The organism is Streptomyces sp. NPDC052682 (genome assembly GCF_040678435.1).
Classification (GTDB): Bacteria; Actinomycetota; Actinomycetes; order Streptomycetales; family Streptomycetaceae; genus Streptomyces.
In genome coordinates, this window is sequence record NZ_JBFATS010000004.1 from 291,440 (window position 1) to 318,347 (window position 26,908).

The window sequence follows — 26,908 nt, forward strand, 5'->3', positions numbered from 1 at the left end:
CTGCGCCGACGGCTGTTTGAGTTTCTAGGTCACGTGACCTAGTATCGCCGGCGTGGACGATGACATCCAGCTCGATGTGACCGGCCCCGTGCTCGTGGTCGGTGGTTACGGCACGGTCGGCGGCGATCTGACCCGGCTCGCCGCACCCTCCTGGCCGCTGCTGCTCACCGGGCGCACCCCGGAACGCGGCCGGGCGCTGGCCGACGACGTCGGGGCGTCGGTGCGGCGCTGGGACCTGAGCGACCCGGAGCCGTTCTCCGCTCGGGTCCGGGCCGTGATCAGCACGGTGAACGACCCGGACGACCGGGTGCTGCGCGCCGCCCTGCGCGGCGGGGTGCCGTACGTGGACATCACCCGGTGGACGGCGCGCCTGCAGCGGGCCGCCGCGATCACCGCGCTGACACCGCCGAAGGCGCCGGTGCTGTTGTCGTCCAGCTGGATGGGCGGGGTCAGTGCGCTGGTCGCCTCCGCCCTGGCGGCCGACCTCGGCGGGGCGGCGGCGGTGGAGGTCGCCATCCGGTACGACCTCAAGGACCGGGCGGGTGCCGACTCGGTGGAGTTCATGGACCGCCTGGGCCTGGACTACGAGGTGATGGAGGGCGGACGCCGGCGGATGATCATGCCGCTGAGCGACGCCGGGTACGTCAGCATCGGCGAGCACCGCACGAAGGTCGCCCGGATCGACACCCCGGAACAGTTCACGCTGCCGCTGACGCTGGGCGTCGACACGGCGATCACCCGGATCGGCTTCAGCGCGAACTCCTCCACGTCGGCCCTGCTGGCCCTGAAGAAGACCGGGTTCTTCCGCTGGGGCCGTGGCGAGCGGCTCCAGTCGGTACGGCGGTCGCTGCTGTACGCGCCGGGTGAGGGCGGTGAGGCGCTGCTGCGGATCGACGTGCGCGGCCGGGCCGGCGGCCGTCGCACCGCGATGGTCAGGGACGCCGCCGGACAGGCTCACCTCACCGCGCTGGGCGGACTGCTGGGGCTGCGCCGGGTGCTCGGCGAGGACGGTCATCCGGCACCGCGGGGCGTGGTCTTCCCGGAGCAGACGCCGGCGCCCGGTGAGGTCGTCGCCGCCCTGGAGAAGGCGGGAGTCGAGGTGACGGTGTCATGAGCGGTGTCCCCAGGGGAGAGAAGGCCGCGGACGGCAAGCCCCAGCTGACCCAGCAGGGCACCATCCGCCGTACCAGCCTGCTGGACGCCGCGGAGACCGTCCTGGTCGCCAAGGGCCACGCGAGCGCCTCGCTGCGGGCCATCGCCGACGAGGCGGGCGTACGCATCGGGCATCTCCAGCACTACTTCCCCGCCCGGGCCGACCTGATCAAAGCCGTCCTGGAACGGGCGCTGGACCGTTCGCTGGAGCGGCTGGCCGACGTGACGGGACTGCGGGTCGATCCGGACGACCCGTCGGCCATCCGGCCTCCGCGGGGCCGGGCGGACGCCGCCGACGTGGTGGCGGTGGTCCTGGCCGAGCAGGACGACCCACGGCTGGTGCGGCTCTACGTCGAGGTGTGGGCGCTGGCGGCCAAGGACGACGCCATCGCCCATGTCGTCCGGGAGTTCTACGAGAAGTACGTGGCCCACGTGGCGGCGTTCATCCAGCTCAACCAGCCGGAGCGGCCGGCCGCGTCCTGCCGGGCCCGGGCGGAGACCTTCGTGGCGCTGATCGAGGGGGCCGCCCTGCTGCGGTCGGGTATCGCCGGCACCCGGTCGGCGCAGACGGACGCCCACCTCGCCGACGAGGCCGCACGGCTGCTCAGCGAATGAGCGTGGTGCCTGACACGGCGCGAGCCGGCCCAGGCGTCAATCGACACTCATCAGGGGGAGTTTCCTCATGTCCGAGGTGGTGGATCTCGCCGAGCTCGCGGCGAGAGCGGATCTCGAGCAGGAGCTGGACCGGCTCGCCAGGAGCCACGGCATCATCCGCACACGGCAGCTCAACCAGCAGGAGACCTGGACGGTGCTCGGCGCGGCACTGACGCGTCAGCTGCTGAGCGATCCACGGCTGTCCAACGACGTGCACACCCACGCCCCGCACGGGGCGCTGGTCCCGGGGATGCCCGTGATGCTCCTCGAACAGGACGGTCCGGACCACGCCCGCTACCGCCGTCTGGTGACCGCGGCCTTCGCCTCGCGGGCCGTGCGGGAGCTGGAGCCGCGCATCGTGACGACGACCCGGCGGCTGCTGGACGCCCTCGGCGACAGCGGAACGGCGGACTTCATCGAGGCGTTCACCTACCCGATGCCGCTGGAGGTCATCTGCGACCTGCTGGGTGTGCCGGACGAGGAACGGGAGCCGTTCCGCACGTGGGCCATGGACATCCGGAACGGCGACGGGCGTACTGTCCCGCCGGCCCACGGGCCGCCGGCCACACCCCTGGCTGCGCCGGCTCGGCCCCGAACCGGCCCGGCCTGCCGCCCGCCTGGTGTGCTTCCCGCACGCGGGCGGCAGCGCTGGCGCCTTCCGCCCGCTGCCCGCCGCCCTGGCACAGGCGGCCCGTACGACCCGGACCGGGCCGTACGAGACGTACGCCGTCCAGTATCCCGGGACATGGCGGAGCTGGCTGCCCGCGCGTTCCGGGCGGTGCTCCCGCTCACGGACCGGCCGCTGACCCTGCTGGGTCACAGCATGGGCGCGGTGGTGGCCTACGAGGTGGTCCGGCGCCTGGAGAGCGCCGGGGCCGGCCCGGCCCACCTGATCGTCTCCGGCGCCTGGGCCCCGGACCGGGTGCGTGACCGTGCCGTCCGGCTCCGGGACGACGACGGTCTCGTCGACGAACTGCGCCGCACCGCGGGCACCGATCCCCGGCTGCTGCGGCATCCCGAGGTCCTCGCCATGGCCCTGCCGGTGCTCCGCAGCGACTACACGGCGCTGGAGACCTACCGGCACCGCCCCGGCCGGCCGCTGACCACCCCCGTCACCTCCCTGGTGGGCGACGCCGACCCGGTCGTCGGCGTCCCCGAGGCAGCCGCCTGGGAACGGCACACGCGGGGCCCCTTCCGGCTGCGGGTCTTCCCCGGCGGCGACCACGGCCACTGGCCGGACCTGGCCGAACACGTCTGTGCACAGCCGTCGCCGGAACCTCTGGGCGCGGTACGGACGCGTTCTACGGCCTGAGGCGGCGGGTCACCGCGCGGACCAGGTCGGTGCGTGCGACCTGGAGGGCGAAGGCCCCCTGCCCGCCGGTGACGGGCTTGGCGTACCAGGGCAGGCCGCGGCGACGCCACTTGGCGGGGGCGAGGTTGTCCGGGAGCGCCGGGAGGGGTAACGCCCAGGGACCCAGGCGCAGTTCGCCGGTCCACACGCCGATGGGCAGGTCGGTGACGGGGACGCGGACGACGAAGTCGCCGCCGGCCTGGGAGGCCTGGCGGGCGGTGCAGCGGACGGTGTTGCCCCGGCCGTCCTCCAGGTGGACGGCGAGGGAGCCCTCGGGGTAGGCGGCGAGCGTGCACCGGCCGGAGAACTCCAGCTCCGTGGCGGAGTTCGGGGCCCACCGCACGGCGCCGAGGCTCAGCTGCGGCGGCACCGCGTGCTTGCGCTCACCGATGTCGAGCGTGAAGTTGCCGTGCGGCTTGGTGGTGTAGAGGGTGACGGCACGCGTCTCACCGGCGATCTGCAGGACGTGCGTCGCCGGCTTGCCCGAGACCGCCGCGTCCCGCTTGCTGCCGATGCGCACCTCGCGGGTGATGCCCTGGGCGCCGATCACCAGGGAGATGTCCCACAGCCCGGCATCGAGCGGGCTGCCGCCGGCGGCGGTGGTGAGGTCGACGACGGCCTCGAACCCGGCCTTGTCGTAGGGGTAGTGGCCCTGGTCCTCGTCGGCGCCGAGCCCCGGCGTCGCGGTGTGGGTGACCGGCAGGTGGACCTCGGTACCGCTGTCCCGCTCCCGCAGGACCAGCCCGGTGGTCACGTCCTCCGTCGCCACCCGGTGCAGGTAGCCGTACCCGGCCAGGTGCAGGGCGGTGCCGCGCAGTTCGGCGCGGGTGACGCGGTGGCGTAAGCCGAGCTGGGCGGTGACGTCGTAGCAGGAGTCGGGGATGTCCCGGGAGGTATCGCGCAGGAAGGGGTAGCGGGCGTAGGCGCGGCCGTCCTCGACCAGGAGCGGGGTGGCGACCTTGGTGCGCCCCAGTTCCTGCTCGAAACGCACCAGTTCGAGCAGCTCGTCGAGCATGAGGTGGCGTACGAGGTGCAGACGCAGGCGGGCCATCGCCGAGAGCTGGTCGCTCAGCCCGTCGTGCCAGAGCGGGTCGATGGTCTCGGCGAGGCGGGCGAGGGCCTTCTCCTGCTGGGGCCGGGGCTCACGCGCCAGGTGGTCCAGGAGCTGGCGCACCTCGACGGTGAGGTGGCGGTGGGCGAGGTGGTCGCGGCCCGGGCCGGGCGGCACGTGCTCCAGGAGCATGTCGACCACGCGCGGCAGGAACTTCAGCCGGGGCTCGGTGCCCCCGGAGCGCAGCGTGATGTTGCCGCTGTCCTCGCGCTCGACCCAGAACAGACAGTCGTAGTCGGCGACCACGGAGATGCCGGCCGCGTGGATGTAGGCGGGGCCGACGAACAGCTGGTCCTCACCGATCCTCAGATCCGTCGGGAAGCGCAGCCCGAGCCGCTCCAGCAGTTCCCGGCGGAACAGCTTCATGGGGTTGAGCGTCCAGTACACCCGGGAGGAGAACACATCCGTCCTCGGCTGGTTCCGCCGGAACATCGAGGTGGGCGCCCCGCGCCCGCCGACGCCGACCATCTTGCCGAGGACGACGTCGGTGCCGTTCTTCTCCGCCATGGCGACCATGCGCTCCAGGGCCTCGGGGCCCAGATGGTCGTCGGCGTCCAGGAAGAAGACGAACGTACCGCGGGCCTGGTCGAGCCCGGTATTGCGCGGAGCGGACGGACCGCCGGAATTCGCCTGGTGGATCACCCGCACGAGACCCGGGTGAAGAGCGGCGAGCCGGTCGAGTTCCTCACCGGTTCCGTCGGTGGAACCGTCGTCGACCGCGATGACTTCCAGGGCGTCCTGACCGATGCTCTGCTCGGCGACGGACGTGACGCAACGCGTCACATAGGGCATTGCGTTGTACGCGGCGATAATCACCGAAACAGCCGGGCCAGCCATCGTCACGCTCTCCAAGGAATACAAGGCACACCCTCGTGCGTGAATGGCATGGATATCCGCTGTACAGGTGCCGCGGGGCGCCATTTTTCCCGGAGGGGAGTGCCGCAGGAAGTGTGAAGGTACCATGATCCGACTGTGCGCGTGGGGGGGGTGGGTCGTTGAACGGCCAGTGTGTGGCTGGTTCGCATCGCCCGGGGTGATGGGCGATTGGCCTCCTTCCGGGATGGATTTGCCGGACTCTTGCCGCTACGCGGGATGAGATCGCCTGTGGGCGGCATGTCCGGCGAGTGTGACGCTTGTCACGTCGCGAAAGGTGGCCGTGATATTGCTCGTGCGCTTCGCGTAAAGGCATGATCCCCCAGCCTTCTTTAACTTCTCTTTATCTCCGGGGGATCGGTGCTAGGGGTGGGGAGAGTGTGGAGGGAAGACGGTCGAGCTCAAGGACGCTCGGTTCTTCGAGAAACGTCAGCGTACGCACGACCTCACCGTTAACGGCATCCACGCCTACTATGTGCACGCGGGTGACGTACCGCTCCTGGTCCACAACTGCGACAGCAGGAAGCTGGGCCGCGCGCTGGAAAGAAGCGGTGAGGCGAGGCCGGATGATGTGATGCAGGCGCATCACATCATTCCGTGCGGCTGCAAGAAGGTGAAACAGGCGTGGAAGGTCCTCCAGAAGCACAACATTGACATCGACTCGGAAGTCAACGGTGTCTGGATGAGCCACCAGGGCCACCGGGGAACGTTCGTCCATTCGTATTACCGGTACATCAACGACGAGGTTCTGGCGGCTGATGCCCGCGGTGGAAGACAAGCGGTCCTCGATTTCCTGTCGAAGACCAAGGAGGAGCTGGCTGCTGTGGATCAATACGCCAGGTACGAGGTGTACGGAGGGCTCTGATGGCATACCTGCTGGTCGCAAGCCCGATGTGTTCTGGTTCCCGGAGATGAGGGACTGGGTGTGCGGCGAACGTGCCCATCAGGTGCTGACGCGGTGCGCCGGTGCCGATCTGCACACCATCGCCGACGGACGGGTGGACGGGAATGCGGTCTTCCTCGTCCAGGTGCCCACCGTCCTCGACGTCGTCGACAGGGAGGCTTCGCTCATCGATGTCTACCCGACGTACGAAGCCCTGCGGTTTCCGGCGTTTCGGCGCAGTGCGGCGGATGCCGTGGCGTCACGGATCTTCCGCGTGCCGGGCGATGTCACCGCGATCTTCGCCGGTGATGCCGTAAAGGTCGCGCTCGAGGAAGCCGGCCTTCAGAATTTTCAGGTTCGTGGAGGTCGACTGGGCGGAGTCCTGAGGGGCCCCGTTCTCTTACCGAACGTACGTGCCGCCCAGTTGCCGGGCGATCAGCATCCGCTGCACCACGCTCGCCCCCTTCCTGCCGGAGGCAGCGGGACGGCGCCTCCTATGCCCCAGGACAGCTGCAGACACCCACGCCCCAAGTGGGCCCTGAGAATGCTCCTGATCGACAGAGAGGAGGCCGACAGTGGAGACACCCGGCGCCGACCTGTATCCCGACATCCACGACAGGGGAGGTCTTGTCCCGGCACTTCAGACGAAGGCCGCGAGCAAGGGCGTGGACCTGGGGGTGGTCAAAAGCCCCTACGCATCGGGGCCCGGCTGGTTCGGCACGGCGCAGATGGAGTCGAGCCGCGGGCGGATCACCGTCGAGCTGGACGGCCGCAGCAGGGCCTTCCATCTGGGGATCCAGGGGCAAGGGTTCTCCTGGGCCAGTGGGATCACCGAGGATTTCGACGTCCTGGTGGACGCGCTGGCCGCCTGGCGCGGGGGAATGAGGGTGGATGATTTCGTCGCCGCCTTTCCCTTCGTCACCCCTGGACGACAGGCCAAGGTGCACGAGTCGGACGATCCGGCATCGGCTCAGTGGGAGTGGCTGCTGACCGCGGAGGTCTACGCCGAGGAACGCCCACTGGTCGCCGCGCTGCACGCGGACGGCCGTTTCCGCTCCCTGTTCCCCGCGCTCAGCCACGGCACCCTCCGGCTCAACTGGGCCGGCGGGCGGCAGGGGGCGCGAGAGGTGCGGATCACACCTCTCGCCGGTGGGGGTTACCGGGTGGAGGACACCGAAGGTGACGTCCCGAGGATCGCGGCCTCACTGCCGGAGGCTGTCACGGCGGCCGCCGCGTCGCTGTCCGGCGGCTGACCCGGAATCCGGAGCAAAAGGGCAGCCGCAGTGAGCGAAAGGGGCCCGGTTCGACCGCCGAACCGGGCCCCGTGACCTTGAGTGGTGCGCGGGGACCGAAGCGCCGCTCAGCTCACCAGCCCCAGTTCCCGGGCGATCAGCATCCGCTGCACCTCGCTCGTGCCCTCCCCGATCTCCAGGATCTTGGAGTCCCGCCACATCCGGGCCACCGGGTACTCGTTCATGAAGCCGTAGCCGCCGTGGATCTGGGTGGCGTCCCGGGCGTTGTCCACGGCGATCGTGGAGGAGTACAGCTTCGCCAGGGCCGCCTCCTTCTTGAAGGGTTCGCCCGCCACCAGGCGGCTCGCCGCGTCGCGCCAGGCCAGCCGGGCCGTGTGGGCCTTCATCTCCATGTCCGCGATCTTGAACTGGATGGCCTGGTTGGCGCCGATCGGCCTGCCGAAGGCGTGGCGTTCCTTCGCGTACTTCACCGACTCGTCGACGCAGCCCTGCGCCAGGCCCGTCGCCAGCGCCGCGATGGCGATGCGGCCCTCGTCGAGGATGCGCAGGAACTGGGCGTAGCCCCGGCCCTCCTCGCCCAGCAGGTTGGCGGCCGGGACACGGACGTCCGCGAAGGACAGCTCGCGGGTGTCCGAGGCGTTCCAGCCGACCTTGGAGTAGGGGGCCGCGACCGTGAAGCCGGGCGTGCCCGACGGGACGATGATCGCCGATATCTCGGGCCGGCCGTCCGGTTTGCGGCCCGTCACCGCCGTGACCGTCACCAGGCCCGTGATGTCCGTGCCCGAGTTGGTGATGAAGCACTTGGTGCCGTTGATGACCCACTCGTTCGTCGCGGGGTCCAGCCGGGCCGTCGTACGGGTCGCGCCCGCGTCCGAGCCGCCGTCCGGTTCCGTCAGGCCGAAGGCGCCGAGGATCTCGCCGGAGCACAGGCGCGGCAGCCACTGCCGCTTCTGCTCCTCGGTGCCGAACAGGTGGATCGGCATCGCGCCCAGGGAGACCCCGGCCTCCAGGGTGATGGCGACCGAGGAGTCCACCCGGGCCAGTTCCTCCAGGGCCACGCCCAGGGCCAGGTAGTCGCCGCCCATGCCGCCGTACTCCTCCGGGAACGGCAGCCCGAACAGGCCCATGCGGCCCATCTCCCGGACGATCTCGTACGGGAACTCGTGCCGCTCGTAGAAGTCGCCGATCTTCGGCGCGACCACGTCGTGCGCGAACTGCTCCACCGTGCGGCGGAGTTCTTCCAGCTCAGGGGAGAGGCGGTGGTCCATCGTCGTTCACTGCTCCTTGGTGTCCTCGTGGGACAGGGCTCGGACGGTGCGGGACGGGCTGGGCCGGCCCAGCCGGTCGGCCATCCACACGCTCGTGGCGACGAGACGGCCGAGGTCGACACCGGTGTCGATGCCGAGGCCCCGCAGCATCCACACCAGGTCTTCGGTGGCGAGGTTTCCGGTCGCCGACTTCGCGTACGGGCAGCCGCCCAGGCCCCCGGCCGACGCGTCGACCGTCGTGACGCCGTACTGGAGGGCGGCCAGGGTGTTGGCGAGGGCCTGGCCGTAGGTGTCGTGGAAGTGCACGCCGAGCACGTCCGCGGCCACGCCCGCCTCGCCGAGCGCGGTCAGCAGGGCGGTGACATGGCCGGGGGTCGCCACCCCGATCGTGTCGCCGAGGCTCAGCTCGTCGCAGCCCATGTCCAGCAGCGCCCGGCAGACCCGGACCACCTGCGGGACGGGGACCGCGCCCTCCCACGGGTCGCCGAAGCACATCGACAGATAGCCGCGGACGTGGCCGCCCGCCTCCTTCGCCCGGGCCACCACCGGCTCGAACATCGCCAGCGCCTCGTCCACCGTGCGGTTGAGGTTGGCCTTGGCGAAGGACTCGGTGGCGCTGGCGAAGACCGCGACGCGCCGCACGCCCAGGGCCAGGGCGCGGTCCAGCCCGCGCTCGTTGGGGACCAGGACCGGCAGGTCGGCCGACAGGTCGCTGACGAGCGGGAACAGCCGCTCGGCGTCCGCCAGTTGGGGCACCCACTTGGGGTGCACGAAGCTCGTGGCCTCGATCGTCGTCAGGCCCGCGGCGGCCAGGCGGCGGATGAACTCCGCCTTGATCTCGGTCGGGACGATCGACGCCTCGTTCTGCAGGCCGTCGCGCGCGCCGACCTCGTGGATGCGCACCCGGGCCGGGAGGCCGGTCGCCGGTACGGTCATGGGCAGCCCGTCGACGGTCATCGCTCGGCCTCCTCGGCCGGGGTGATGACCGCCAGCACCTGGTCCATGGCGACCGTCGAGCCCGGCGCCACGTCCAGTTCGGTGACGGTGCCGGCGTGCGGGGCGCAGATGACGTGCTCCATCTTCATCGCCTCGACGACGAGCAGGCTCTGGCCCGCGGCCACCTCGTCGCTGACCGCGACCTTCACCACCGTGACCGTGCCGGGCATGGGGGCCGTGAGCGAGTCGGCGCCCGCGTGCGCGGCCCGGGTCAGGGACGCGGCGACCGGGTCGTGGTCGCGGACGTGCCAGGCGTCGCCGTCGCGGCCCAGCCAGTCCCCGGCCCGGTGGAAGGTGTGGCGGACACCGTCCAGGACGACCGATACCTCGTCGGCGGTGACGGTGTGCGTGCCGCGCGGGGTGTACTCCACCGGGTCCCCGCCTGCGGCCCGCAGGGGGAAGGCGACCGGCTTGGGCTCACCGCCCAGCCGCCAGCCGTCCGGCACCGAGAACGGATCCGTCCAGCCCTCGTTCCCGGGCTTCAGCGCGTCCAGCCGTACGGCCGCCGCCGCCTCGTACACCTCCTGAGGGACCTCGGTGGTGACCAGGCCGGCCACCTCGCGCTCCACCAGCCCGGTGTCCAGCTCCCCGGCGACCACCGCGGGGTGCGCGAGCAGCCGCCGCAGGAACCCGGCGTTGGTCTGCACGCCCAGCGTGACCGTCTCGGCCAGGGCCGCGCGGAGCCGGCGCAGCGCGGTGGCGCGGTCGGGGCCGTAGGCGATCACCTTCGACAGCATCGGGTCGTACAGGCTGCCGACCTCCGTGCCCTCGCTGAGGCCCGAGTCGGTGCGGACGCCGTCGCCCTCGGGCTCGCGCAGCTTCAGCACCGTGCCGCCGGAGGGGAGGAAGCCGCGGGCCGGGTCCTCGGCGCAGACGCGGGCCTCCACGGCGTGCCCGGTGAGGCGCACGTCCTCCTGCCGGAACGGCAGCGGCTCGCCCGCCGCCACCCGCAGCTGCCACTCCACCAGGTCCAGGCCGGTGATGAGTTCGGTCACCGGGTGCTCGACCTGGAGGCGGGTGTTCATCTCCATGAAGTAGTACGACGTCGGGTCCTCGCCGGAGACGATGAACTCGACCGTGCCCGCGCCCCGGTAGCCGCAGGACCGGGCCGCCTGGACCGCCGCCTCGCCCATCGCCGCCCGGGTCCGCTCGTCCAGCAGGACCGAGGGCGCCTCCTCGATGATCTTCTGGTGGCGGCGCTGCAGGGAGCACTCGCGCTCGCCGAGGTGGATCACGTTGCCGTGCGCGTCGGCCAGGACCTGGATCTCGATGTGCCGGGGGCGGTCGATCCACCGCTCCACCAGGAGGGTGTCGTCGCCGAAGGAGGCGCGGGCCTCGCGGCGGGCGGCGGCGATCTCGTCCTCCAGCACGGCCAGGTCCCGCACCAGGCGCATGCCCTTGCCGCCGCCGCCCGCGCTCGGCTTCAGCAGCACGGGCGCGCCCAGCTTGCGGGCCGCCTCCTCAAGGTCCGGGTCGCGTCCGCCGGGGACCACGGGCACCCCGGCCGCCTGCACCGTCTCCTTGGCGCGGATCTTGTCGCCCATCAGGGCGATGGCGTCCGCCGGGGGACCGATGAAGACCAGCCCCGCCTCGGCGCAGGCGCGGGCGAAGCCGGCGTTCTCGGCGAGGAAGCCGTAGCCGGGGTGGACGGCCTGGGCGCCGGTGCGGGCGGCGGCCTGCAGCAGCCGTTCCACCGACAGGTAGCTCTCGGCCGCGGGCGGCGGGCCGATCCGTACGGCGGTGTCGGCCTCCCGGACGTGCCGGGCGTCGGCGTCCGCGTCGGAGAAGACGGCCACCGAGCGCACCCCCAGCGAGCGCAGGGTGCGGATGACGCGTACGGCGATCTCGCCCCGGTTGGCCACGAGCACTGTGTCGAACATGGGTTCCGTCCCCCTTACATCCGGAAGACGCCGAACTGGGGGTCACCCAGGGGCGCGTTGGCACAGGCGGTCAGGGCGAGTCCCAGCACCTGCCGGGTCTCCAGCGGGTCGATCACGCCGTCGTCCCAGAGGCGGGCGGTGGCGTAGTAGGCGTTGCCCTGACGCTCGTACTGGGCGCGGACCGGCGCCTTGAAGGCCTCTTCCTCCTCGGCGGGCCAGGACTCCCCGCGCGCCTCCAACTGGTCGCGCTTGACCGTGGCGAGGACGGAGGCGGCCTGCTCGCCGCCCATGACGGAGATCTTGGCGTTCGGCCACATCCACAGGAAGCGGGGGGAGTAGGCCCGGCCGCACATGGAGTAGTTGCCGGCGCCGTACGAGCCGCCGACCACGACCGTCAGCTTCGGCACGCGCGTGCACGCCACGGCCGTGACCATCTTGGCGCCGTGCTTGGCGATGCCGCCCGCCTCGTAGTCGCGGCCGACCATGAAGCCGGAGATGTTCTGCAGGAAGACCAGCGGGATGCCGCGCTGGTCGCACAGCTCGATGAAGTGGGCGCCCTTCTGGGCGGACTCGGAGAACAGGATGCCGTTGTTGGCGACGATGCCGACCGGGTGGCCGTGGATCCGGGCGAAGCCGGTGACCAGGGTCTGGCCGAACTCGGCCTTGAACTCGGCGAAGCGCGAGCCGTCGACCACGCGGGCGATGATCTCGCGGACGTCGTAGGGGGTGCGGGGGTCCACGGGCACGGCGCCGTACAGCCCGGACGGGTCCACCTTCGGTTCCACCGTCTGGGTGACCTCCCAGGGCAGCGGGCCGCGCGCGGGGAGCGTCGAGACGATGGTGCGGACGATGCGCAGGGCGTGGGCGTCGTCCTCGGCGAGGTGGTCGGTGACGCCGGAGACGCGGGAGTGCACCTCGCCGCCGCCCAGCTCCTCCGCGGTGACGACCTCGCCGGTGGCGGCCTTCACCAGCGGCGGGCCGCCGAGGAAGATCGTGCCCTGGTTGCGCACGATCACGGCCTCGTCGCTCATCGCCGGGACGTACGCCCCGCCGGCCGTGCACGAGCCGAGCACGGCGGCGATCTGCGGGATGCCCGCGCCCGACATGCGGGCCTGGTTGTAGAAGATCCGGCCGAAGTGGTCGCGGTCGGGGAACACCTCGTCCTGCATCGGCAGGAAGGCGCCGCCGGAGTCCACGAGGTAGACGCAGGGCAGGCGGTTGTCGAGCGCGACCTCCTGGGCGCGCAGGTGCTTCTTCACCGTCATCGGGTAGTACGTGCCGCCCTTGACGGTGGCGTCGTTGGCGACGATCACGCACTCGCGGCCGCTGACCCGGCCGATCCCCGCGATGACACCGGCGGCCGGGGCCTGCCCGTCGTACATCCCGTCGGCGGCCAGCGGGGCCAGCTCCAGGAAGGGCGAGCCCGGGTCGAGGAGGGTGTCCACGCGGTCCCGCGGCAGCAGCTTGCCGCGCGCGGTGTGCCGCGCCCGCGCCTTCTCACCGCCCCCGAGCCGGGCCGCGGCCAGCTTGGCGCGCAGCTCCTCCACCAGGGCGCGGTGCGCCTCCTCGTTGGCCCGAAAGGCCTCCGACGCGGGGTCGGCCGCGCTGTGAAGCTCCGGTGCCTCGTGCATCCTGCGGTCCCCTCACCTTGTTAATGAGCGTTAACGCATTTCCTCCAGGTTAACGACCGCTAACCTCGCTGTCTAGAATTGTTTTCATGGCCACCAGAACCGACGCCCCCACCCGCCGCGAGCAGATCCTCAAGGAGGCCGCCCGGCTGTTCGCCGAACGCGGCTTCCACGGCGTCGGCGTCGACGAGATAGGCGCCGCGGTCGGCATCAGCGGGCCCGGGCTGTACCGGCACTTCGCGGGCAAGGACGCGATGCTCGCGGAGCTGCTGGTGGGGATCAGCGAGCGGTTGCTGACCGGTGCGCGGCGGCGTCTGGCGGAGGCCGACGGGGTGGCTCCGGAGACGGTCCTCGACTCGCTCATCGAGGGGCACATCGACTTCGCGCTCGACGACCGTCCCCTCATCACCCTGCACGACCGCGAGCTGGACCGCCTCCGGGACGCCGACCGCAAGCGGGTCCGCCAGCTGCAGCGGCAGTACGTCGAGCTGTGGGTGGGGCTGGTCCGCGAGATCTACCCCGGCCTGGCCGAGCCCGCCGCCCGCTCCGCGGTCCACTCGGTCTTCGGCCTGCTCAACTCCACCCCCCACCTCGGCCGCCCGGGCTCCCTGCCGGGCCGCACGGCGACGGCGGAACTGCTGCACAGGATGGCCCGGGGGGCGTTCGCGGCGGCGGCCGGGGAGGGGTAGGCCTCAGTACCCTCGGCTCGTGGAGTACGCGAGGATGCGGGCGATCGCCGAGGAGCTCTGGGCCCACGCGGAGCGGCTGGAGGGGGCGTGGCGCGTCGAGATCGGCCCGTCGGGTCCGGTCCTGGCCATGGCGTGGCCTTCGAAGCGCCATGCGGGCACCGTGCGCCGTATCCGCGATCAGCTGAACCGGCAGCTCCCCGCCACGCATCCCGGCCACATCTGTGCGAACGGCCCCGTGATCGAGCATGCCGTGAGGGGCCGCATGCGGCGTCCTGACGCGGTCGTCATCCCTGAGAGCGTGCTCGACGAAGGGGGTCTGGCGGTCGACGCACTCCGGGTGCTCGCGGTCGTCGAGGTCGTCCGGCCGCCCGGCCTGGGCGGTGACCGCGCGGAGAGACTCGGCGACTGCTCCGCCATGGGCGTCCCCCACTGCTTGGTCGTCGACCCCCGCACCGGCACCATCGAGGTGTACTCGGACCCCTGCAGGGCCGGCTACGCCCGCAAGGACGCCTACATCTACGGCGACTCAGTCCGCTTCGGCCCCTGGACGATCGCCACCTCCGAGTTCCGCCGCTACGGCAAGCCCGGTGAGTGACGAGCGTTACGCCACCACCACTCTGGACGCCCGTAGCTACCCGCCGGTACCTTGATCTGAGCAAGCGCTTAGACATGCCTAGGTTCGTGGAGGTGGCGGGAGTGCGCCGTACGGTGTTCAACGAGGATCACGAGGCGTTCCGGGAGACCCTGCGCGCCTTCATCGAGGCCGAGGTCGTGCCGGTGTACGACGAGTGGTTCCAGGCCGGCCAGGCGCCGCGCGACTTCTACTACAAGCTCGGCGAGCTGGGCATCTTCGGCATCAACGTGCCCGAGGAGTTCGGCGGCGCGGGTCTGGACACCCACAAGTTCGAGGCCGTGCTGTACGAGGAGACCGCCCGGGCGGGCGTCCAGTTCGGCGGCTCCGGCGTGCACGTGCTGCTCGCCCTGCCCTACATCAAGATGCTCGCCACCGACGAGCAGAAGAAGCGCTACCTGCCGAAGTTCGTCACCGGCGAGGAGATGTGGGCGCTGGCGATGACCGAGCCGGGCACCGGCTCCGACCTCGCGGGCATGAAGACCACCGCCAAGCTCTCCGAGGACGGCACCCACTACGTCCTCAACGGCGCCAAGACCTTCATCACCGGCGGCGTGCACGCCGACCGCGTGATCGTCTGCGCCCGTACGGCCGCGCCCACCGCCGAGGACCGCCGCTTCGGCATCTCCCTGTTCGCCGTGGACACCAAGTCCGAGGGCTACTCCATCGGCCGCAAGCTCGACAAGCTGGGCCTGCGCACCTCCGACACCGCCGAGCTGGCGTTCGTCGACGTCAAGGTCCCGGTCGAGGACCTGCTCGGCGAGGAGAACAAGGGCTTCTACTACCTCGGCCACAACCTGGCCTCCGAGCGCTGGGGCATCGCCTTCGGCGCCTACGCGCAGGCCAAGGCCGCCGTCCGGTTCGCCAAGCAGTACGTGCAGGAGCGCACCGTCTTCGGCAAGCCGGTGGCCCACTTCCAGAACACCAAGTTCGAACTGGCCGCCTGCCAGGCCGAGGTGGACGCCGCCGAGGCCGTCGCCGACCGCGCCCTGGAGGCCCTGGACGCCGGTGAGCTCACGCCCGCCGAGGCCGCCAGTGCCAAGCTGTTCTGCACCGAGGTCGCGCACCGCGTCATCGACCGCTGCCTGCAGCTGCACGGCGGCTACGGCTACATGAACGAGTACCCGATCGCCCGCCTGTACGCCGACAACCGCGTCAACCGCATCTACGGCGGCACCAGCGAGATCATGAAGACGATCATCGCGAAGGACATGGGCCTGTAAGGCCCGCGAAACGCCTGCCGTATACAACTGACCTCATGAGTCAGGCACTTCAGGACCTCCTCGATCTGCTCGACCTCGAGCAGATCGAGGAGGACATCTTCCGCGGCCGGTCCCGCTCCGCCGTCATCCCCCGCGTCTTCGGCGGGCAGGTCGCGGCCCAGGCGCTGGTCGCCGCGGGGCGGACCGTCCCCGCCGACCGGCCGCCCCACTCCCTCCACGCGTACTTCCTGCGCCCCGGCGACCCCGGCGCGCCCATCGTCTACACCGTGGACCGCATCCGCGACGGCCGCTCGTTCACCACCCGCCGGGTGGTCGCGGTGCAGCACGGCAAGCCGATCTTCCACCTCTCGGCGTCCTTCCAGGCGCACGAGGAGGGCCTGGACCACCAGGCGCCCATGCCGCCGTCCGCCGACCCGGCCACCCTGCCCACCTCCGAGGAACGGCTGCGCGGCTACGCCCACCTCGACCCGGAGGTCGTCGAGCGGTTCCTCCAGGCCCGGGCCGCGGTGGACCTGCGGTACGTCGACGAGCCGCCCTTCGGCCGCTACGGCGAGCCGCGCGAGCCGCACTCCCAGGTGTGGTTCCGCACCAACGGCAAACTGGCCGACGACCCTTTGCTGCACGTCGTCCTGGCCACCTACGTCTCCGACATGACCCTGCTGGACTCGGTGCTGCTCGCGCACGGGCGCGGCGGCTGGGCGGTGGGGGACGTCGTCGGGGCGTCCCTGGACCACGCGATGTGGTTCCACCGGCCGTTCCGCGCCGACGAGTGGCTGCTGTACGACCAGGAGTCGCCGTCGGCGTACGGCGGCCGGGGCCTGGGGCAGGCGCGGATCTACACCCAGGACGGCCGCCTGGCCATCTCGGTGATCCAGGAGGGCGTGGTCCGCGTACCGCGCGGCTGACCCTCAGATCAGCCCGGCCTCCGACAGCAGGTACGCCGTCATCGGGTCGTAGTAGCGCGGGCTGACCACATGGTCGTCGAGCGGGACGGTGACCTGGACGGTGCCCTCCGCCTCGGCCAGGAACAGGGCCGGGTCGTTGCTGTCCGCGTAGCCGGCGGAGTCGACGCCGTGCTGTCCGGCGTACCCGGCCCAGCCGTGGTCGGCGACCACCAGGTCGGGCAGCGGGCGGCCCTGGCGCTCCAGGGTGGTCAGGATCGCCTTCATCGGCTCGCCGGAGTGGGTGTGCCACAGCGTGGCGCCGTGCTCCAGCACCGCGACGTCCGCGAACTGCATGACGTAGCCCTCGTCCGTCTGCAGGCCGTCCGGGATCACCACGATCTCGCAGCCCGCCGCGCGCAGCGCCGCCGCGGTCGCCCGGTGCACGTCGAGCAGCCCGCCGGGGTGACCGGTGGCGAACAGCACCCGCTGCCCGCCGTCGGCCGCCTTGCGCAGCCGGGCCGCCAGCCGCTCCAGGGCGGCGACGGTCAGCTCCGGGTCGATGGTGTCCTGTCCGTACCGGTACTCGGGGTCGTCGTTGACGCCGGCCCGCTCCGCCATCACCGCGAGCACGTCCTGCTCGTCGCTCCAGCGGTCGCCGAGTTCCAGGCCGAGCCAGTAGTGCCGGTTGCCGTTCGCCAGCTGGCGATAGTGGGAGAGGTTGTTCTCGCGGGGGGTGGCGACATCGCCCGCGATGCGCGTCCTGACGAGGTGCTCGACGAGTTCGGCGCGGCTGGGTGTCCCGGGTATCGGCATGCCCCCATTGTGAGGGAGCCGTCCGGGGGCCGTCCCCGGCGTATCGCCCGCTGGGACGTGCGTCACGTACTCAAAGGCCCTGCGTACGCGTACTCAGATCCGCCGCAGCGCGAACCACAGCTCCATCCGTACGTCCGGATCGTCCAGGTCCGCCTCCAGCAGCGCGGCGCAGCGGGCGATGCGCTGCCGCACGGTGTTGCGGTGCACGGACAGGGCGACGGCCGTACGGTCCCAACTGCCGTGCAGTGACAGCCAGGTGCGCAGCGTCTCGGTGAGGGCCGGCTGCCCGGCGACGGGAGCGAGGAGGGTACGGGCGTGGGCCGCCGCGTCCTCGGGCGGGACCAGGTCGGCCAGCGCCGGGCGGTCGCCGTGCCGGACCAGCGCGGTGCGGGTGGCGCGGGCCCGGGCCAGGGCGCGGGCCGCCTGGGTGTCGGCGGCGGGCCAGTCGGCCGGGGCGACGGCGGCGCTGACGCCCAGGGTCCAGCCGGGGGGCGCGGCCGGTTCCCGGTCGGCGGGCACCAGGACCCGTACGACGTCGCCGGCCAGGTCGACCAGCGGGGAGCCGAGGGCGGCGCCGAGCGCGGAGGCGGCCACGGTGCCGGGGGCGGGCCCGTCCGGCCAGGCGTGCACGACGTGCCAGCGCTGAGCGCCGAGCAGCGGTGCCACCTCCTTCGGCGGGGCGCCGAGCAGCAGCCGGACCAGCGCCGAGGAGCGGGCCGCGCCCGTGCCGCTGTGCTGTTCACCGGTGAGCAGGGAGAGCAGGACGGCGGCGACGGAGGCGATGGCGTGGTCGCCGGGGTCCCTGCGGGGGGTGGCGACGCCGAGCACGAAGCCCTGGCCGGTGCCGAGGGCGTAGGCGGCCAGGTGGGTCCCGGCGGCGGTGTCGGTGGCGGTGGCGGACGTCCGGCCGCCCACCACCCCGGCCAGCTCCGCCAGCGCCCGGGCCGCCTGTCGCGGCTGCTCCCGCCCGGCCGCCGCGAGCCGGCCGCCCTCGGGGCCGTAGAGGACCGCCAGGCCGCCCACCCGCCGGGCCAGCTGCCGCAGCACCGACGGCACCGGGTCGGGGCGGGACGCGGCGGCGGCCAGGGACTGCTGGGCCTCGGTCACCCGGCGCAGCTCCGCCGTACGGGCCCGGGCCATCAGCTGCCACACCGCCCGGGCCACGGCCGAGAACGTGGTGTGCGGCGGCACCTCCAGGAGCGGGAGGGCGTGCGCCTCACAGGCCGCGACCAGGGCAGGCGGCACCGTGTCGTGCACGGGCGCCAGGCCGAAGCCGAGGGCCGCCCCGCCGGCCGCGACGATCCGCGACACGTACGCGTCCGGCTCCACCGCCTGTGGCAGGTGCGCGCCGGCCGTCAGCAGCAGCTCCCCGCCCAGTAGGTACGGGTACGGGTCCGCCATCTCGGAGGCGTGCGCCCCGTGCAGCACGACGCCGGGGCCGGACGGGCCCGCGATCTGCCGCAGCGCGAGGTCGTCGCGGGCCAGCAGGGCTGTCAGGGGTACGGGTGGGGTGGGGGGAACAGAGGGATCGGCAGGGTCCGGCATGATGGACGTTTCCTCTATCGAGATCGCCTCGGATGGATGAAACGTACACTTCGCAGCCGCCTTCCGGCCACCTAGGGTCGGTGTCCGCCGCGCCGTCGGCGAGCATGAAGCGTGAGAAGGAAGGCATTGGAGACATGAGCAGCAGCGAGACGCCCCGCGGCCCCGTCGACTCCTCCCGTATCCCCCGGTACGCGGGCCCCGCGACCTTCGCCCGGCTGCCCCGCCTCGACGAGGTCGGCCGCGCCGACGTGGCCGTGGTGGGCGTGCCGTTCGACTCCGGCGTCTCCTACCGCCCGGGCGCCCGCTTCGGCGGCAACGCGATCCGTGAGGCGTCCCGGCTGCTGCGCCCGTACAACCCGGCGCAGGACGCCTCCCCGTTCGCCCTGGCCCAGGTGGCGGACGGCGGGGACATCGCCGTGAACCCGTTCAACATCAACGAGGCCGTGGAGACCATCGAGGCGGCGGCGGACGAGCTGCTCGGCACCGGCGCCCGCCTGATGACGCTGGGCGGCGACCACACCATCGCCCTGCCGCTGCTGCGGTCCGTCGCCAGGAAGCACGGCCCGGTCGCCCTGCTGCACTTCGACGCGCACCTCGACACCTGGGACACCTACTTCGGCGCCGAGTACACCCACGGCACCCCGTTCCGCCGGGCGGTGGAGGAGGGCATCCTCGACACCTCCGCCCTGTCCCACGTCGGCACCCGCGGCCCGCTGTACGGCAAGCAGGACCTGACCGACGACGAGAAGATGGGCTTCGGCATCGTCACGTCCGCCGACATCTACCGGCGCGGCGCGGACGAGGTCGCCGACCAGCTGCGCCAGCGCATCGGCGACCGCCCGCTGTACATCTCCATCGACATCGACTGCCTCGACCCGGCCCACGCGCCCGGCACCGGCACGCCCGAGGCGGGCGGCATGACCTCCCGCGAGCTGCTGGAGATCCTGCGCGGCCTGGCCTCCTGCAACCTGGTCTCGGCGGACGTCGTCGAGGTGGCGCCCGCGTACGATCACGCGGAGATCACGTCGGTGGCCGCGTCCCACACGGCGTACGAACTGACGACGATCATGACCCGCCAGATTGCCGAGGCCCGAGCGAAGTGACCCACGACCACGACCTGGTGCTCCGTCCGACCGAGGCCCAGACGGAGGCGGCGCTGAACCCTCCCCGCGGCCGCACGGGCGGGGACCTGGTCGTGGAGACCCTGGCCGGGCTCGGCGCGACCACCGTCTTCGGCCTGCCCGGCCAGCACGCGCTCGGCGTGTTCGACGCCCTGCGCCGCTCGGACCTGCGGTACGTCGGCCTGCGGACGGAGCACAACGCCGGGTTCGCGGCGGACGCCTACGGCCGGATCACCGGCGAGGCCGCGCCGCTGCTGCTGTCGACGGGCCCGGGCGCGCTGATGTCACTGCCGGCGCTGCAGGAGGCGGCGGCGGCCTCCGCCCCCGTCCTGGCGATCAGCAGCCAGATCCCCTCCGCCGGCCTGGGCGGCGGGCGGCACGGCTACCTCCACGAACTGCCCGACCAGGCGGCCTCGTTCCGGGGCGTGGTCAAGTCCGTCCACACCGTGCGCACCGCCTCCCAGATCCCCTCCGCGATCGCGGCGGCCTGGACGTCGGCCCTGACGGCCCCGCACGGCCCGGTGTGGGTGGAGATCCCGCAGGACGTGCTGCTGGCCGAGACGGTGATCCCCGTGGTCACCGGGCTGGACGCGACCCCCGACGAGCTGCCGCCACGCCCCGAACTGACCGCTGTGGCGGCCGACCTGCTGTCGAAGGCGTCGCGTCCGGCGATCATCGCGGGCGGGGGAGTGGTCCGGTCGGACGCCGCGAGGAAGCTGCGGCAGCTGGCGGAGCGGCTCCAGGCGCCCGTGGTCACCACCTTCGGCGGCAAGGGCGCCTTCCCCTGGACCCACCCTCTGTCGCTGCAGTCCTGGCTGGAGGACCGCCACACCACGGACTTCCTGGAGGACGCCGACGTCCTGCTGGTGGTCGGCTCCGGCCTCGGCGAACTCTCCTCCAACTACCACACGTTCCGGCCCCGCGGCCGGGTGATCCAGATCGAGGCCGACCTCGGCAAGCTGGAGTCCAACCACCCGGCGCTCGGCATCCACGCCGATGCCCGTCTCGCCCTGCAGGCCCTGCTGGAGACGGTGCCGCCACGAAAGGACCCGGCGGCCGCCGACCGGGTACGGGCCGTGCTGTCCCGGGTGCGTGAGCGCATCGCCGCGCAGGAGCTGACGCTGGAGCAGGAGGTGCTCGCCTCGGTCCGCCGCGCCCTGCCCGCCGGCGCCCCGTCCTTCTGGGACATGACGATCCTGTCCTACTGGGCCTGGTCGGCATTCGACGCCCAGGCACCCAACCTCATGCACTCCGCCCAGGGCGCGGGCGGCCTCGGCTACGCCTACCCGGCGGCCCTGGGCGCGGCGGTCGCCGACCCGACCCGCCCGGTGCTGGCGGTCTCGGGCGACGGAGGAGCCCTGTACTCCGTCGCCGAGCTGGCGACGGCGAGCCAGCACGACCTCGACGTCACCTGGCTGATCGTGGACGACGGCGGCTACGGCATCCTGCGGGAGTACATGACGGACGCCTACGGCGAGGCCACGGGAGTGGACCTGACCGGCCCGGACTTCGTGGCCCTGGCGGAGTCCTTCGGCGTTCCGGCGGTCCGTACGACCCCGCAGACCCTGGAGCGTGACCTGGCACAGGCGCTGGCCTCGCCCGGGCCGTCGGTGGTGGTGCTTCCGGCCCGGCTGCGGATGTTCGCGCCGACCCATCGGGAGTCGGCGCCTCGGGCGTAGGGCCCTGGGCGTTAGTACGACTTCAGTGGGGCCGGGGAAGAGCAGGAGACGGCCCTCCTCCCGCAGGTGCTGCTCGACGTCGCGGACGGCACGCCGCAGGTGACGCTGCAGCATGCCATCACCTGGCAGCACCCGGTGCGGGACCAGGAACCGACGAGTACCGCCGCGCCGTGGTCGGACTCGCCCTGCGTGCGTGACCCGACGCCGGGTCAGCCCCTCAGCCAGGCAGGCCGTCGGCCTTCACGGCCGAGATGAAGGACGACCAGCCCGGGGGAGAGAAAAGCAGGGCGGGGCCCTGGGGGTTCTTCGAGTCGCGGACGGGGACGCCGCAGGGGTGGTGGTCGAGCACTTCGAGGCAGCTGCCGGCGTCGGAGTTGCTGTAGGACGACTTGCGCCAGCCGCGCAGCGCGGCAGCGTCCGGGATCGTTCGCTCAGTCATGGTGCCCGTAGTCTCTCGCGGTGACCCTGAGCAGGGCCAGGGACTCCTCCAGCGGCAGCGCGTCGCTCAGGGCGAGAGCGTAGCGACCCTCCAACTCGCGGACGACGGACGGGGAGTCGTGCAGTTTCCCCATCCGGTCGCCTTCGCTGTACGCCAGCGGCGGCTGGTCCTCGAAGTCCATCAACGTGAGCATGTTCTGCATGAGCGGGTGATGGCCCACGGCGAACGGCAGCACATGGACCCGAATCCGACCGGTCTCCGCGAGCCGCACCACGTGCATGAGCTGCTCCGCCATGACGTCCGCCCCACCGATGGGGCGCCGCAGCACCGTCTCGTCCAGCAGCGCCCACACCACCGGCGTCACCGGATCGTCCAGGATCTTCGCGCGCTCAAGGCGTGTGACAACGCGCCTGTCACATTCCTCGTCACTCACAGGGGGGAACGCCGCCCCCAGAACCGCACGCGCGTACCTTTTCGTCTGGAGGATGCCCGGGACGTAAGCCAGGGCGAACTCGCGGATCACCACCACCTGTTGTTCGAGTACGCGCACCCTCTCGAAGTACTCGGCGATCGAGGTGTCGTCGTCCTGCGGCAGGAAGCTGCTGAGTACGTTTCCCGTGTTCAGGGCCCTGTCCAGCCGTCGTGCGTCCTCCTTCGAGGGCACGCGGCGGCCCGCCTCGATGTGGGCGATGTGCGAACGCGTCATCACGGCCATGTCCGCCAGCTGCTGCTGCGTGAGGCCTGCCGCCTCGCGCTGTTCCTTCAGCCAGTCGCCGTAGATGCTGCCCACAGAGCCCCACTCCTTTGTGACAAATGACTGGTCACATCCGACCCCCTGGCGAGCCTAGCCCGCGTCGTCTCACTCTGTGAGTGCTTCGCTACGGAAAGCGAAGCGCCATGACCCATCACGCCCAGGAGCTGACGACATGACGCAGAACAGCACCCCGCGCCCCCAGGCCCCGGCCGCCCATCGTGTCCGTGTGTACCGCCCCCGCACGGTGCGGCAGGCCCCGATCCCGGGGATCGGCATCGGCTCGCTCGGGACCGTGCACACCGTGTCCGCCGGGGGTGCGAGGTGACGGTACGGCTGCTGCCCTGGGAGGGCCCGGACGGCAAGCGGTGCTACCTCGTGTCGGACGGGACCGGGTTGGTCTCGCGGATGGCCGACACCGTCGAGAGGGTGCAGCTCGGCATGGCCGACGAGCTCCTCGGCCACGCGGCCGACCTGCTGGCCGACCGGCGGGCGACGCCCGAGCAGCTCCGGTTCCTGCTGGGGCGGATGCGCGAGTCGCTGACCGAGGTGTGCCGGATCGCCGAGAGCCGGGGCGAGCGCCTGGCCGGCCCCCGGCGCGAGTAGGTGCCGGGCCCGTGCCCGCCCCTACCAGATGGCCTCCACCCACTCCGGATGGTCGATGAACGGGTTCCGGTTGTGCTGGTAGGTGTCGTAGATGACCTGGTTGCGGCGCTCCTCGAAGGCGTCCGGCGGGTCCTGTTCGTTCCACTGCTTCAGGACGGACAGGCGGCCCAGGCAGGGCGTGCTGCCGTTGCCGACACGGTCGTTGGGCTCCAGGTCGGCCCAGGCGTCGTCGCCCTCGTAGCGGACGGCCATGTACAGGATCATGCGGGCCACGTCGCCCTTGACGGCGTCGCGTGGCTCGAAGGAGTCGGAGTCGGTGAGGCTGCCACCGGAGTTGGTGAAGCTGCTGCCGCCCTCGTCGAAGTCCTTGTTCCCGCGGATGGAGTTGACCGTCACGTCCTCGGGGCGGATGTGGTGCAGGTCGGTGCCCGGGCCGGTGGAGGTGGTCAGGTCGCCGTGGGAGATCGCCCAGACGTGCTCGCGGTTCCAGTCGCCGACGTCACCGCCGTTGAGGCTCTTGCTGCGGGACTTGCCCGAGTACAGCAGGATCACGTTGCCGCTGTTGCCCGGGTCCTGGTCGGTGACCTTGAGGGCCTCCCAGAGCGCCGAATAGGACAGCTTGCTCTGGCTGCTGATGATCGTGTGGAGGGACGACTTCAGGCTCGCGCCGGTCTTGCCGAGCGCGTTCCGGTAGTACGTCGAGTCGTACGCGGTGGTCGTCGCCGCGGCCGGGGTCGCGGTCAGTGCCGGGGCGGCGAGGCCGGCCAGCAGGGCGGCGGTGGCCAGGGCCAGCGGCTTGAGGCGTCGTATCCGTGTCGCCGTCATGTGGGGGTCCCCTCTACGCGGGTTGAACGAAGGCGGCACAGGGAGAGTGGCATGGACATGCAGTGCTGTCGATGGCTGGGACGTGTCGATCGGGTGACGAGGTGTCAGCGGCGTCCGCCAAAATGATCTGCGCCGAGGAGTTCCAGAACAGGGGGAGTGGAGCACGGTGCGCAGCTCGGATGCCGGAGGCCGGGGACAGGGTCCGCGCGACGAGGGGGCCACGGCCGGCCGGCGCGTGCTCGCCGCTGCCGCGCTGGGAAGCGCCCCGATGGAGGTGCTCGACTTCCTCCTGCCGCTGTGGGCGGGATCCGTCCTGAAGGCCACGGCCTCCGGGGTCGGCACCCTGATCGCCGTCGAGGCGATGCTGTCCCTGCTGGTGCGGCCCCTGGCGGGCGAGCTCGCCGACCGCTGCGATCCGCGCCGGGTGGCCGCCGCGGGAGCGGCCCTGTACGCCCTGTCCTTCGCCGGGTACGCGGTCGCCGGCCGGCTGTGGCCCGCGTACGGGGCGGCGGCGCTGGGCGGGGCCGGGGGTGCGCTGTTCTGGGTCGCCCTGGACGCCTGGACGGGCCGGCGGGCGGCGGGCAACGGCACCGCCGCCTACGGCAAGCTGCTCTCCGCCTCCGGCCGGGGCGCCTTCGCCGGCTACCTGCTGGCCTTCACCACGCTGGAGCGGGCCGGGTACCGGCCCCTGTTCTGGCTGGGCTGCGCCGCCTGCGCCGCGGCCGCCGCCCTGCTGGCCGCGCGTCCGGCGGGCGCCGCGGGGCCGGCGGACACCGGGTGGGCGCCGGACACCGGGTGGGCGCCGCCTGCCGCGGCGCCGGCCGGTGACGGCACCCTGCGCCGGCTGCTGCCGATGATGGCCGTCGCCGCGGTCACCGCGGGCGCGGAGGCCGGCCTGTGGATGCTGCTCCTGCTCCGGCTCCCGGCGCAGTACGGGCTGACACCCACCCAGACCGCCCTCGTCTTCGCCCCGGGTTTCGCGGTGTTCGTCCTGCTCCCGGAACACGCCCACCGGGTCACCGACCGCCTCGGCCGCAGCCGGACCATGAGCCTGTCGTTCGCGGCCTCGGCCCTGTTCGCGGGCGGGCTGGCGCTGGTGGCGGACCCGTTGGCGGTGGCGGTGCTCTGGACGTTGGCAGCGGCCTGCTTCGCCGCGCAGATCCCGGTGGAGCAGGCGACCGTGGCGGCCGCCGCCGCGGGGCGGCCGGGCCGGGCCATGGGCCGCTACGAGAGTGCCCGGCTGGTCGGCGTGCTGGTGGGGCCGCCGCTGCTCGGCACGGTCTTCGAGACGCGGGGGTGGGCCGCGGCCTGCCTGACAGCGGCGGCGGTCGCGGCCCTGGCCGCCGTGGCCGCGCCGTGGGCGATCCGCGTACTGCGGCTGCCGGAGCGGCCCGAGCCGGAGCCGGCGCCCCGTCCGGACGGCACACCTCGCAGGGCGACGCAGAAGGACAACGGCGTCCCAGAGGGCCGCGCCCGCAAGGAGCGGCGCGACTGGCTGTTCCACACCCTGGTCTTCGCGGCGGCGCAGCTGGGGCTGTGGGCGCTGGACGCCAACTGGCTGGTGTACCGGCTGCGGGACGAGCCGGTCCCGGACGAGAACCGCGGACTGCTGATGTGGGGCGGCCGGATCTGGCTGACCGTCTGGATCATCGACACCCTCTGGTCCTGGTCGTCCACCGTGTTCCCGCGGGCGAGGAAGACGTAACGGTTCGTACAACCATGGCCCAGGGCCTACAACCTTTTCGGTCCGTCCGGCAGTCAACTGGTGCATGACTCACAGGACTTCCCGCCGCACCAGACTCCTGACGGCCGGTATGGCCGTCGGCGCGCTCATACCCGCCCTCGCCGCGGGCACCGCCTCCGCGGCCCCGCCGGCCGTCAGCTGCACGTCCGCCAAGGCCGGCCTCGCCGACAAGCTGAAGCGGGACATCACCGGCGCGCTGTCCGGCCGCAAGGGCACCGTCGCCGTCGGCCTCTACGACCGTACGACCAAGACGACCTGCACCCTGCGGCCGTCCACCGCCTACGACTCCGCGAGCGTGGTCAAGGTCACCGTGCTGGCCACGCTGCTGTGGGACGCGAAGAAGCACAACCGGCTGCTCACCGACCGCGAGACCTCGCTCGCCAAGGCCATGATCACCAAGTCGGACAACAGCGCGACCTCCACCCTGTGGAAGCAGCTGGGCCTGACGAAGATCAAGGGCTTCCTCGCCGCCGCAGGCATGACCCAGACCAAGCCCGGCGCGAACAACTACTGGGGCCTGACCCAGATCACCGTCACCGACGAGCAGAAGCTGCTCAAGCTGATCACCGCCAAGAACACGGTGCTCAGCGACAACGCCCGCGCCTACATCCTCAAGCTGATGGGGCAGGTGATCTCCTCGCAGCGCTGGGGGACGCCGTACGGCGCGCCCGCCGGTGTCTCCGTGGCCGTCAAGAACGGCTGGCTCCAGCGCTCCACGTACGGCTGGCGCGTCCACAGCGTCGGCGCCTTCAAGGGCGGCGGACACGACTACGTGATCACCGTGCTCACGCACGGCAACAGCACCATGAACTACGGCATCGCCACCATCCAGGGCGTCGCCAAGGTGATCCACCGGGACCTCGCCGCCGCCGGGTGACGTTGCACCGCCCGGATGCCCGGATGCCCGGA

25 protein-coding genes are annotated in these 26,908 nt (G+C 72.1%); 15 read left to right on the plus strand and 10 right to left on the minus strand.

Going from position 1 to position 26,908, the window contains the following annotated elements; all coding sequences use genetic code 11:
* Window positions 1–52 precede the first annotated feature (52 nt).
* The 3 genes from AB0K80_RS08250 to AB0K80_RS08260 all read left to right on the plus strand — a co-directional run bounded on the left by AB0K80_RS08250 (window position 53) and on the right by AB0K80_RS08260 (window position 3,118).
* A complete protein-coding gene (locus AB0K80_RS08250; RefSeq protein ID WP_365667100.1) occupies window positions 53–1,114 on the plus strand; it encodes a saccharopine dehydrogenase in 1,062 nt (353 codons plus the stop codon).
* Window positions 1,111–1,767, plus strand: a complete 657-nt coding sequence (locus AB0K80_RS08255; protein ID WP_365667102.1) for a TetR/AcrR family transcriptional regulator — start codon at window positions 1,111–1,113, stop codon at window positions 1,765–1,767. The genes AB0K80_RS08250 and AB0K80_RS08255 overlap by 4 nt, the downstream gene beginning before the upstream one ends.
* A 67-nt stretch (window positions 1,768–1,834) precedes the next feature.
* Window positions 1,835–3,118 carry a thioesterase domain-containing protein gene (locus AB0K80_RS08260; RefSeq protein WP_365667103.1) on the plus strand — a complete coding sequence of 428 codons (1,284 nt, stop codon included), beginning with the start codon at window positions 1,835–1,837 and terminating at the stop codon, window positions 3,116–3,118.
* On the opposite strand, the gene AB0K80_RS08265 is transcribed toward AB0K80_RS08260, so the two are convergent.
* A complete protein-coding gene (locus AB0K80_RS08265) occupies window positions 3,108–5,105 on the minus strand; it encodes a glycosyltransferase family 2 protein (RefSeq protein WP_365667105.1) in 1,998 nt (665 codons plus the stop codon). The genes AB0K80_RS08260 and AB0K80_RS08265 overlap by 11 nt on opposite strands.
* 511 nt (window positions 5,106–5,616) lie before the next feature.
* Between AB0K80_RS08265 and AB0K80_RS08270 the strand changes: the two genes are divergently transcribed.
* Together AB0K80_RS08270 and AB0K80_RS08275 are read left to right on the plus strand one after the other, a co-directional pair.
* Window positions 5,617–6,006 carry an AHH domain-containing protein gene (locus AB0K80_RS08270; protein WP_365667107.1) on the plus strand — a complete coding sequence of 130 codons (390 nt, stop codon included), beginning with the start codon at window positions 5,617–5,619 and terminating at the stop codon, window positions 6,004–6,006.
* Window positions 6,007–6,599: 593 nt separating this feature from the next.
* On the plus strand, window positions 6,600–7,277 hold the full coding sequence (locus AB0K80_RS08275; RefSeq protein ID WP_365667109.1) for a DUF6193 family natural product biosynthesis protein: 678 nt from the start codon (window positions 6,600–6,602) through the stop codon (window positions 7,275–7,277).
* Between the two features lie 107 nt (window positions 7,278–7,384).
* Here the strand turns inward: AB0K80_RS08275 and AB0K80_RS08280 are convergent, their stop codons facing one another.
* From AB0K80_RS08280 to AB0K80_RS08295, 4 genes are read right to left on the minus strand one after another with little or no spacing between them, the layout of a single operon-like run.
* Complete coding sequence (locus tag AB0K80_RS08280) at window positions 7,385–8,545, minus strand: acyl-CoA dehydrogenase family protein (protein WP_365667111.1); 1,161 nt, start codon at window positions 8,543–8,545, stop codon at window positions 7,385–7,387.
* Window positions 8,546–8,551: 6 nt separating this feature from the next.
* Window positions 8,552–9,502 (minus strand): hydroxymethylglutaryl-CoA lyase, encoded by a 951-nt coding sequence (locus tag AB0K80_RS08285; protein ID WP_365667113.1) that lies wholly within the window; start codon window positions 9,500–9,502, stop codon window positions 8,552–8,554.
* A complete protein-coding gene (locus tag AB0K80_RS08290) occupies window positions 9,499–11,421 on the minus strand; it encodes a biotin carboxylase N-terminal domain-containing protein (RefSeq protein WP_365667115.1) in 1,923 nt (640 codons plus the stop codon). The genes AB0K80_RS08285 and AB0K80_RS08290 overlap by 4 nt, the downstream gene beginning before the upstream one ends.
* Window positions 11,422–11,435: 14 nt before the next feature.
* Window positions 11,436–13,052, minus strand: a complete 1,617-nt coding sequence (locus AB0K80_RS08295) for a carboxyl transferase domain-containing protein (RefSeq protein WP_365667117.1) — start codon at window positions 13,050–13,052, stop codon at window positions 11,436–11,438.
* Between the two features lie 86 nt (window positions 13,053–13,138).
* Here AB0K80_RS08295 and AB0K80_RS08300 point away from each other — a divergent pair, with 86 nt between their 5' ends.
* The 4 genes from AB0K80_RS08300 (at window position 13,139) to AB0K80_RS08315 (ending at window position 16,497) form a co-directional block, all read left to right on the plus strand.
* A complete protein-coding gene (locus AB0K80_RS08300) occupies window positions 13,139–13,738 on the plus strand; it encodes a TetR/AcrR family transcriptional regulator (RefSeq protein WP_365667119.1) in 600 nt (199 codons plus the stop codon).
* A 19-nt stretch (window positions 13,739–13,757) separates the two neighbouring features.
* Entirely contained in the window at window positions 13,758–14,333 is a 576-nt protein-coding gene (locus AB0K80_RS08305) for a Uma2 family endonuclease (RefSeq protein ID WP_365667121.1), read from the plus strand.
* A 101-nt stretch (window positions 14,334–14,434) separates the two neighbouring features.
* Window positions 14,435–15,592: an acyl-CoA dehydrogenase family protein gene (locus tag AB0K80_RS08310; RefSeq protein ID WP_365667303.1), complete on the plus strand. Its 1,158-nt coding sequence runs from the start codon at window positions 14,435–14,437 to the stop codon at window positions 15,590–15,592.
* Between the two features lie 35 nt (window positions 15,593–15,627).
* Window positions 15,628–16,497: an acyl-CoA thioesterase II gene (locus AB0K80_RS08315; RefSeq protein ID WP_365667123.1), complete on the plus strand. Its 870-nt coding sequence runs from the start codon at window positions 15,628–15,630 to the stop codon at window positions 16,495–16,497.
* 3 nt (window positions 16,498–16,500) lie between these two features.
* Here the strand turns inward: AB0K80_RS08315 and AB0K80_RS08320 are convergent, their stop codons facing one another.
* Together AB0K80_RS08320 and AB0K80_RS08325 are read right to left on the minus strand one after the other, a co-directional pair.
* Complete coding sequence (locus AB0K80_RS08320) at window positions 16,501–17,289, minus strand: phosphatase (RefSeq protein WP_365667125.1); 789 nt, start codon at window positions 17,287–17,289, stop codon at window positions 16,501–16,503.
* Window positions 17,290–17,382: 93 nt separating this feature from the next.
* Window positions 17,383–18,834, minus strand: coding sequence for a helix-turn-helix domain-containing protein (locus tag AB0K80_RS08325; RefSeq protein ID WP_365667127.1), 1,452 nt, complete (start codon window positions 18,832–18,834; stop codon window positions 17,383–17,385).
* A 134-nt stretch (window positions 18,835–18,968) separates the two neighbouring features.
* Here AB0K80_RS08325 and speB point away from each other — a divergent pair, with 134 nt between their 5' ends.
* Together speB and AB0K80_RS08335 are read left to right on the plus strand one after the other, a co-directional pair.
* Entirely contained in the window at window positions 18,969–19,937 is a 969-nt protein-coding gene (gene speB, locus AB0K80_RS08330) for an agmatinase (protein ID WP_365667129.1), read from the plus strand.
* A complete protein-coding gene (locus AB0K80_RS08335) occupies window positions 19,934–21,634 on the plus strand; it encodes a thiamine pyrophosphate-binding protein (protein ID WP_365667131.1) in 1,701 nt (566 codons plus the stop codon). The genes speB and AB0K80_RS08335 overlap by 4 nt, the downstream gene beginning before the upstream one ends.
* A gap of 217 nt (window positions 21,635–21,851) precedes the next feature.
* Here the strand turns inward: AB0K80_RS08335 and AB0K80_RS08340 are convergent, their stop codons facing one another.
* Both AB0K80_RS08340 and AB0K80_RS08345 read right to left on the minus strand, forming a co-directional pair.
* Entirely contained in the window at window positions 21,852–22,073 is a 222-nt protein-coding gene (locus AB0K80_RS08340; RefSeq protein ID WP_365667133.1) for a DUF397 domain-containing protein, read from the minus strand.
* Window positions 22,066–22,863, minus strand: coding sequence for a helix-turn-helix transcriptional regulator (locus tag AB0K80_RS08345; protein WP_365667135.1), 798 nt, complete (start codon window positions 22,861–22,863; stop codon window positions 22,066–22,068). Before AB0K80_RS08345 ends, AB0K80_RS08340 begins: the two co-directional genes overlap by 8 nt.
* 136 nt (window positions 22,864–22,999) lie before the next feature.
* On the opposite strand from AB0K80_RS08345, the gene AB0K80_RS08350 reads away from it, so the two are divergent.
* Both AB0K80_RS08350 and AB0K80_RS08355 read left to right on the plus strand, forming a co-directional pair.
* Window positions 23,000–23,152, plus strand: coding sequence for a hypothetical protein (locus AB0K80_RS08350; protein WP_365667137.1), 153 nt, complete (start codon window positions 23,000–23,002; stop codon window positions 23,150–23,152).
* Window positions 23,149–23,430 carry a hypothetical protein gene (locus AB0K80_RS08355; protein WP_365667139.1) on the plus strand — a complete coding sequence of 94 codons (282 nt, stop codon included), beginning with the start codon at window positions 23,149–23,151 and terminating at the stop codon, window positions 23,428–23,430. The genes AB0K80_RS08350 and AB0K80_RS08355 overlap by 4 nt, the downstream gene beginning before the upstream one ends.
* 21 nt (window positions 23,431–23,451) lie before the next feature.
* Here the strand turns inward: AB0K80_RS08355 and AB0K80_RS08360 are convergent, their stop codons facing one another.
* A complete protein-coding gene (locus tag AB0K80_RS08360) occupies window positions 23,452–24,255 on the minus strand; it encodes an endonuclease (protein ID WP_365667141.1) in 804 nt (267 codons plus the stop codon).
* A gap of 166 nt (window positions 24,256–24,421) precedes the next feature.
* Here AB0K80_RS08360 and AB0K80_RS08365 point away from each other — a divergent pair, with 166 nt between their 5' ends.
* Entirely contained in the window at window positions 24,422–25,960 is a 1,539-nt protein-coding gene (locus AB0K80_RS08365; protein WP_365667143.1) for an MFS transporter, read from the plus strand.
* A 64-nt stretch (window positions 25,961–26,024) separates the two neighbouring features.
* Complete coding sequence (locus tag AB0K80_RS08370; protein WP_365667145.1) at window positions 26,025–26,876, plus strand: serine hydrolase; 852 nt, start codon at window positions 26,025–26,027, stop codon at window positions 26,874–26,876.
* Window positions 26,877–26,908: the final 32 nt, after the last annotated feature.

Excerpts from the sequence above, each read along its gene's own strand:
- AB0K80_RS08255 (WP_365667102.1), top strand. The coding sequence starts at position 1,111 with ATGAGCGGTGTCCCCAGGGGAGAGAAGGCCGCGGACGGCAAGCCCCAG.
- AB0K80_RS08260 (WP_365667103.1), top strand. The coding sequence starts at position 1,835 with ATGTCCGAGGTGGTGGATCTCGCCGAGCTCGCGGCGAGAGCGGATCTC.
- AB0K80_RS08265 (WP_365667105.1), bottom strand. The coding sequence starts at position 5,105 with ATGGCTGGCCCGGCTGTTTCGGTGATTATCGCCGCGTACAACGCAATG.
- AB0K80_RS08280 (WP_365667111.1), bottom strand. The coding sequence starts at position 8,545 with ATGGACCACCGCCTCTCCCCTGAGCTGGAAGAACTCCGCCGCACGGTG.
- AB0K80_RS08285 (WP_365667113.1), bottom strand. The coding sequence starts at position 9,502 with ATGACCGTCGACGGGCTGCCCATGACCGTACCGGCGACCGGCCTCCCG.
- AB0K80_RS08290 (WP_365667115.1), bottom strand. The coding sequence starts at position 11,421 with ATGTTCGACACAGTGCTCGTGGCCAACCGGGGCGAGATCGCCGTACGC.
- AB0K80_RS08295 (WP_365667117.1), bottom strand. The coding sequence starts at position 13,052 with ATGCACGAGGCACCGGAGCTTCACAGCGCGGCCGACCCCGCGTCGGAG.
- AB0K80_RS08300 (WP_365667119.1), top strand. The coding sequence starts at position 13,139 with ATGGCCACCAGAACCGACGCCCCCACCCGCCGCGAGCAGATCCTCAAG.
- AB0K80_RS08315 (WP_365667123.1), top strand. The coding sequence starts at position 15,628 with ATGAGTCAGGCACTTCAGGACCTCCTCGATCTGCTCGACCTCGAGCAG.
- AB0K80_RS08320 (WP_365667125.1), bottom strand. The coding sequence starts at position 17,289 with ATGCCGATACCCGGGACACCCAGCCGCGCCGAACTCGTCGAGCACCTC.
- AB0K80_RS08325 (WP_365667127.1), bottom strand. The coding sequence starts at position 18,834 with ATGCCGGACCCTGCCGATCCCTCTGTTCCCCCCACCCCACCCGTACCC.
- speB (WP_365667129.1), top strand. The coding sequence starts at position 18,969 with ATGAGCAGCAGCGAGACGCCCCGCGGCCCCGTCGACTCCTCCCGTATC.
- AB0K80_RS08340 (WP_365667133.1), bottom strand. The coding sequence starts at position 22,073 with ATGACTGAGCGAACGATCCCGGACGCTGCCGCGCTGCGCGGCTGGCGC.
- AB0K80_RS08350 (WP_365667137.1), top strand. The coding sequence starts at position 23,000 with ATGACGCAGAACAGCACCCCGCGCCCCCAGGCCCCGGCCGCCCATCGT.
- AB0K80_RS08360 (WP_365667141.1), bottom strand. The coding sequence starts at position 24,255 with ATGACGGCGACACGGATACGACGCCTCAAGCCGCTGGCCCTGGCCACC.
- AB0K80_RS08370 (WP_365667145.1), top strand. The coding sequence starts at position 26,025 with ATGACTCACAGGACTTCCCGCCGCACCAGACTCCTGACGGCCGGTATG.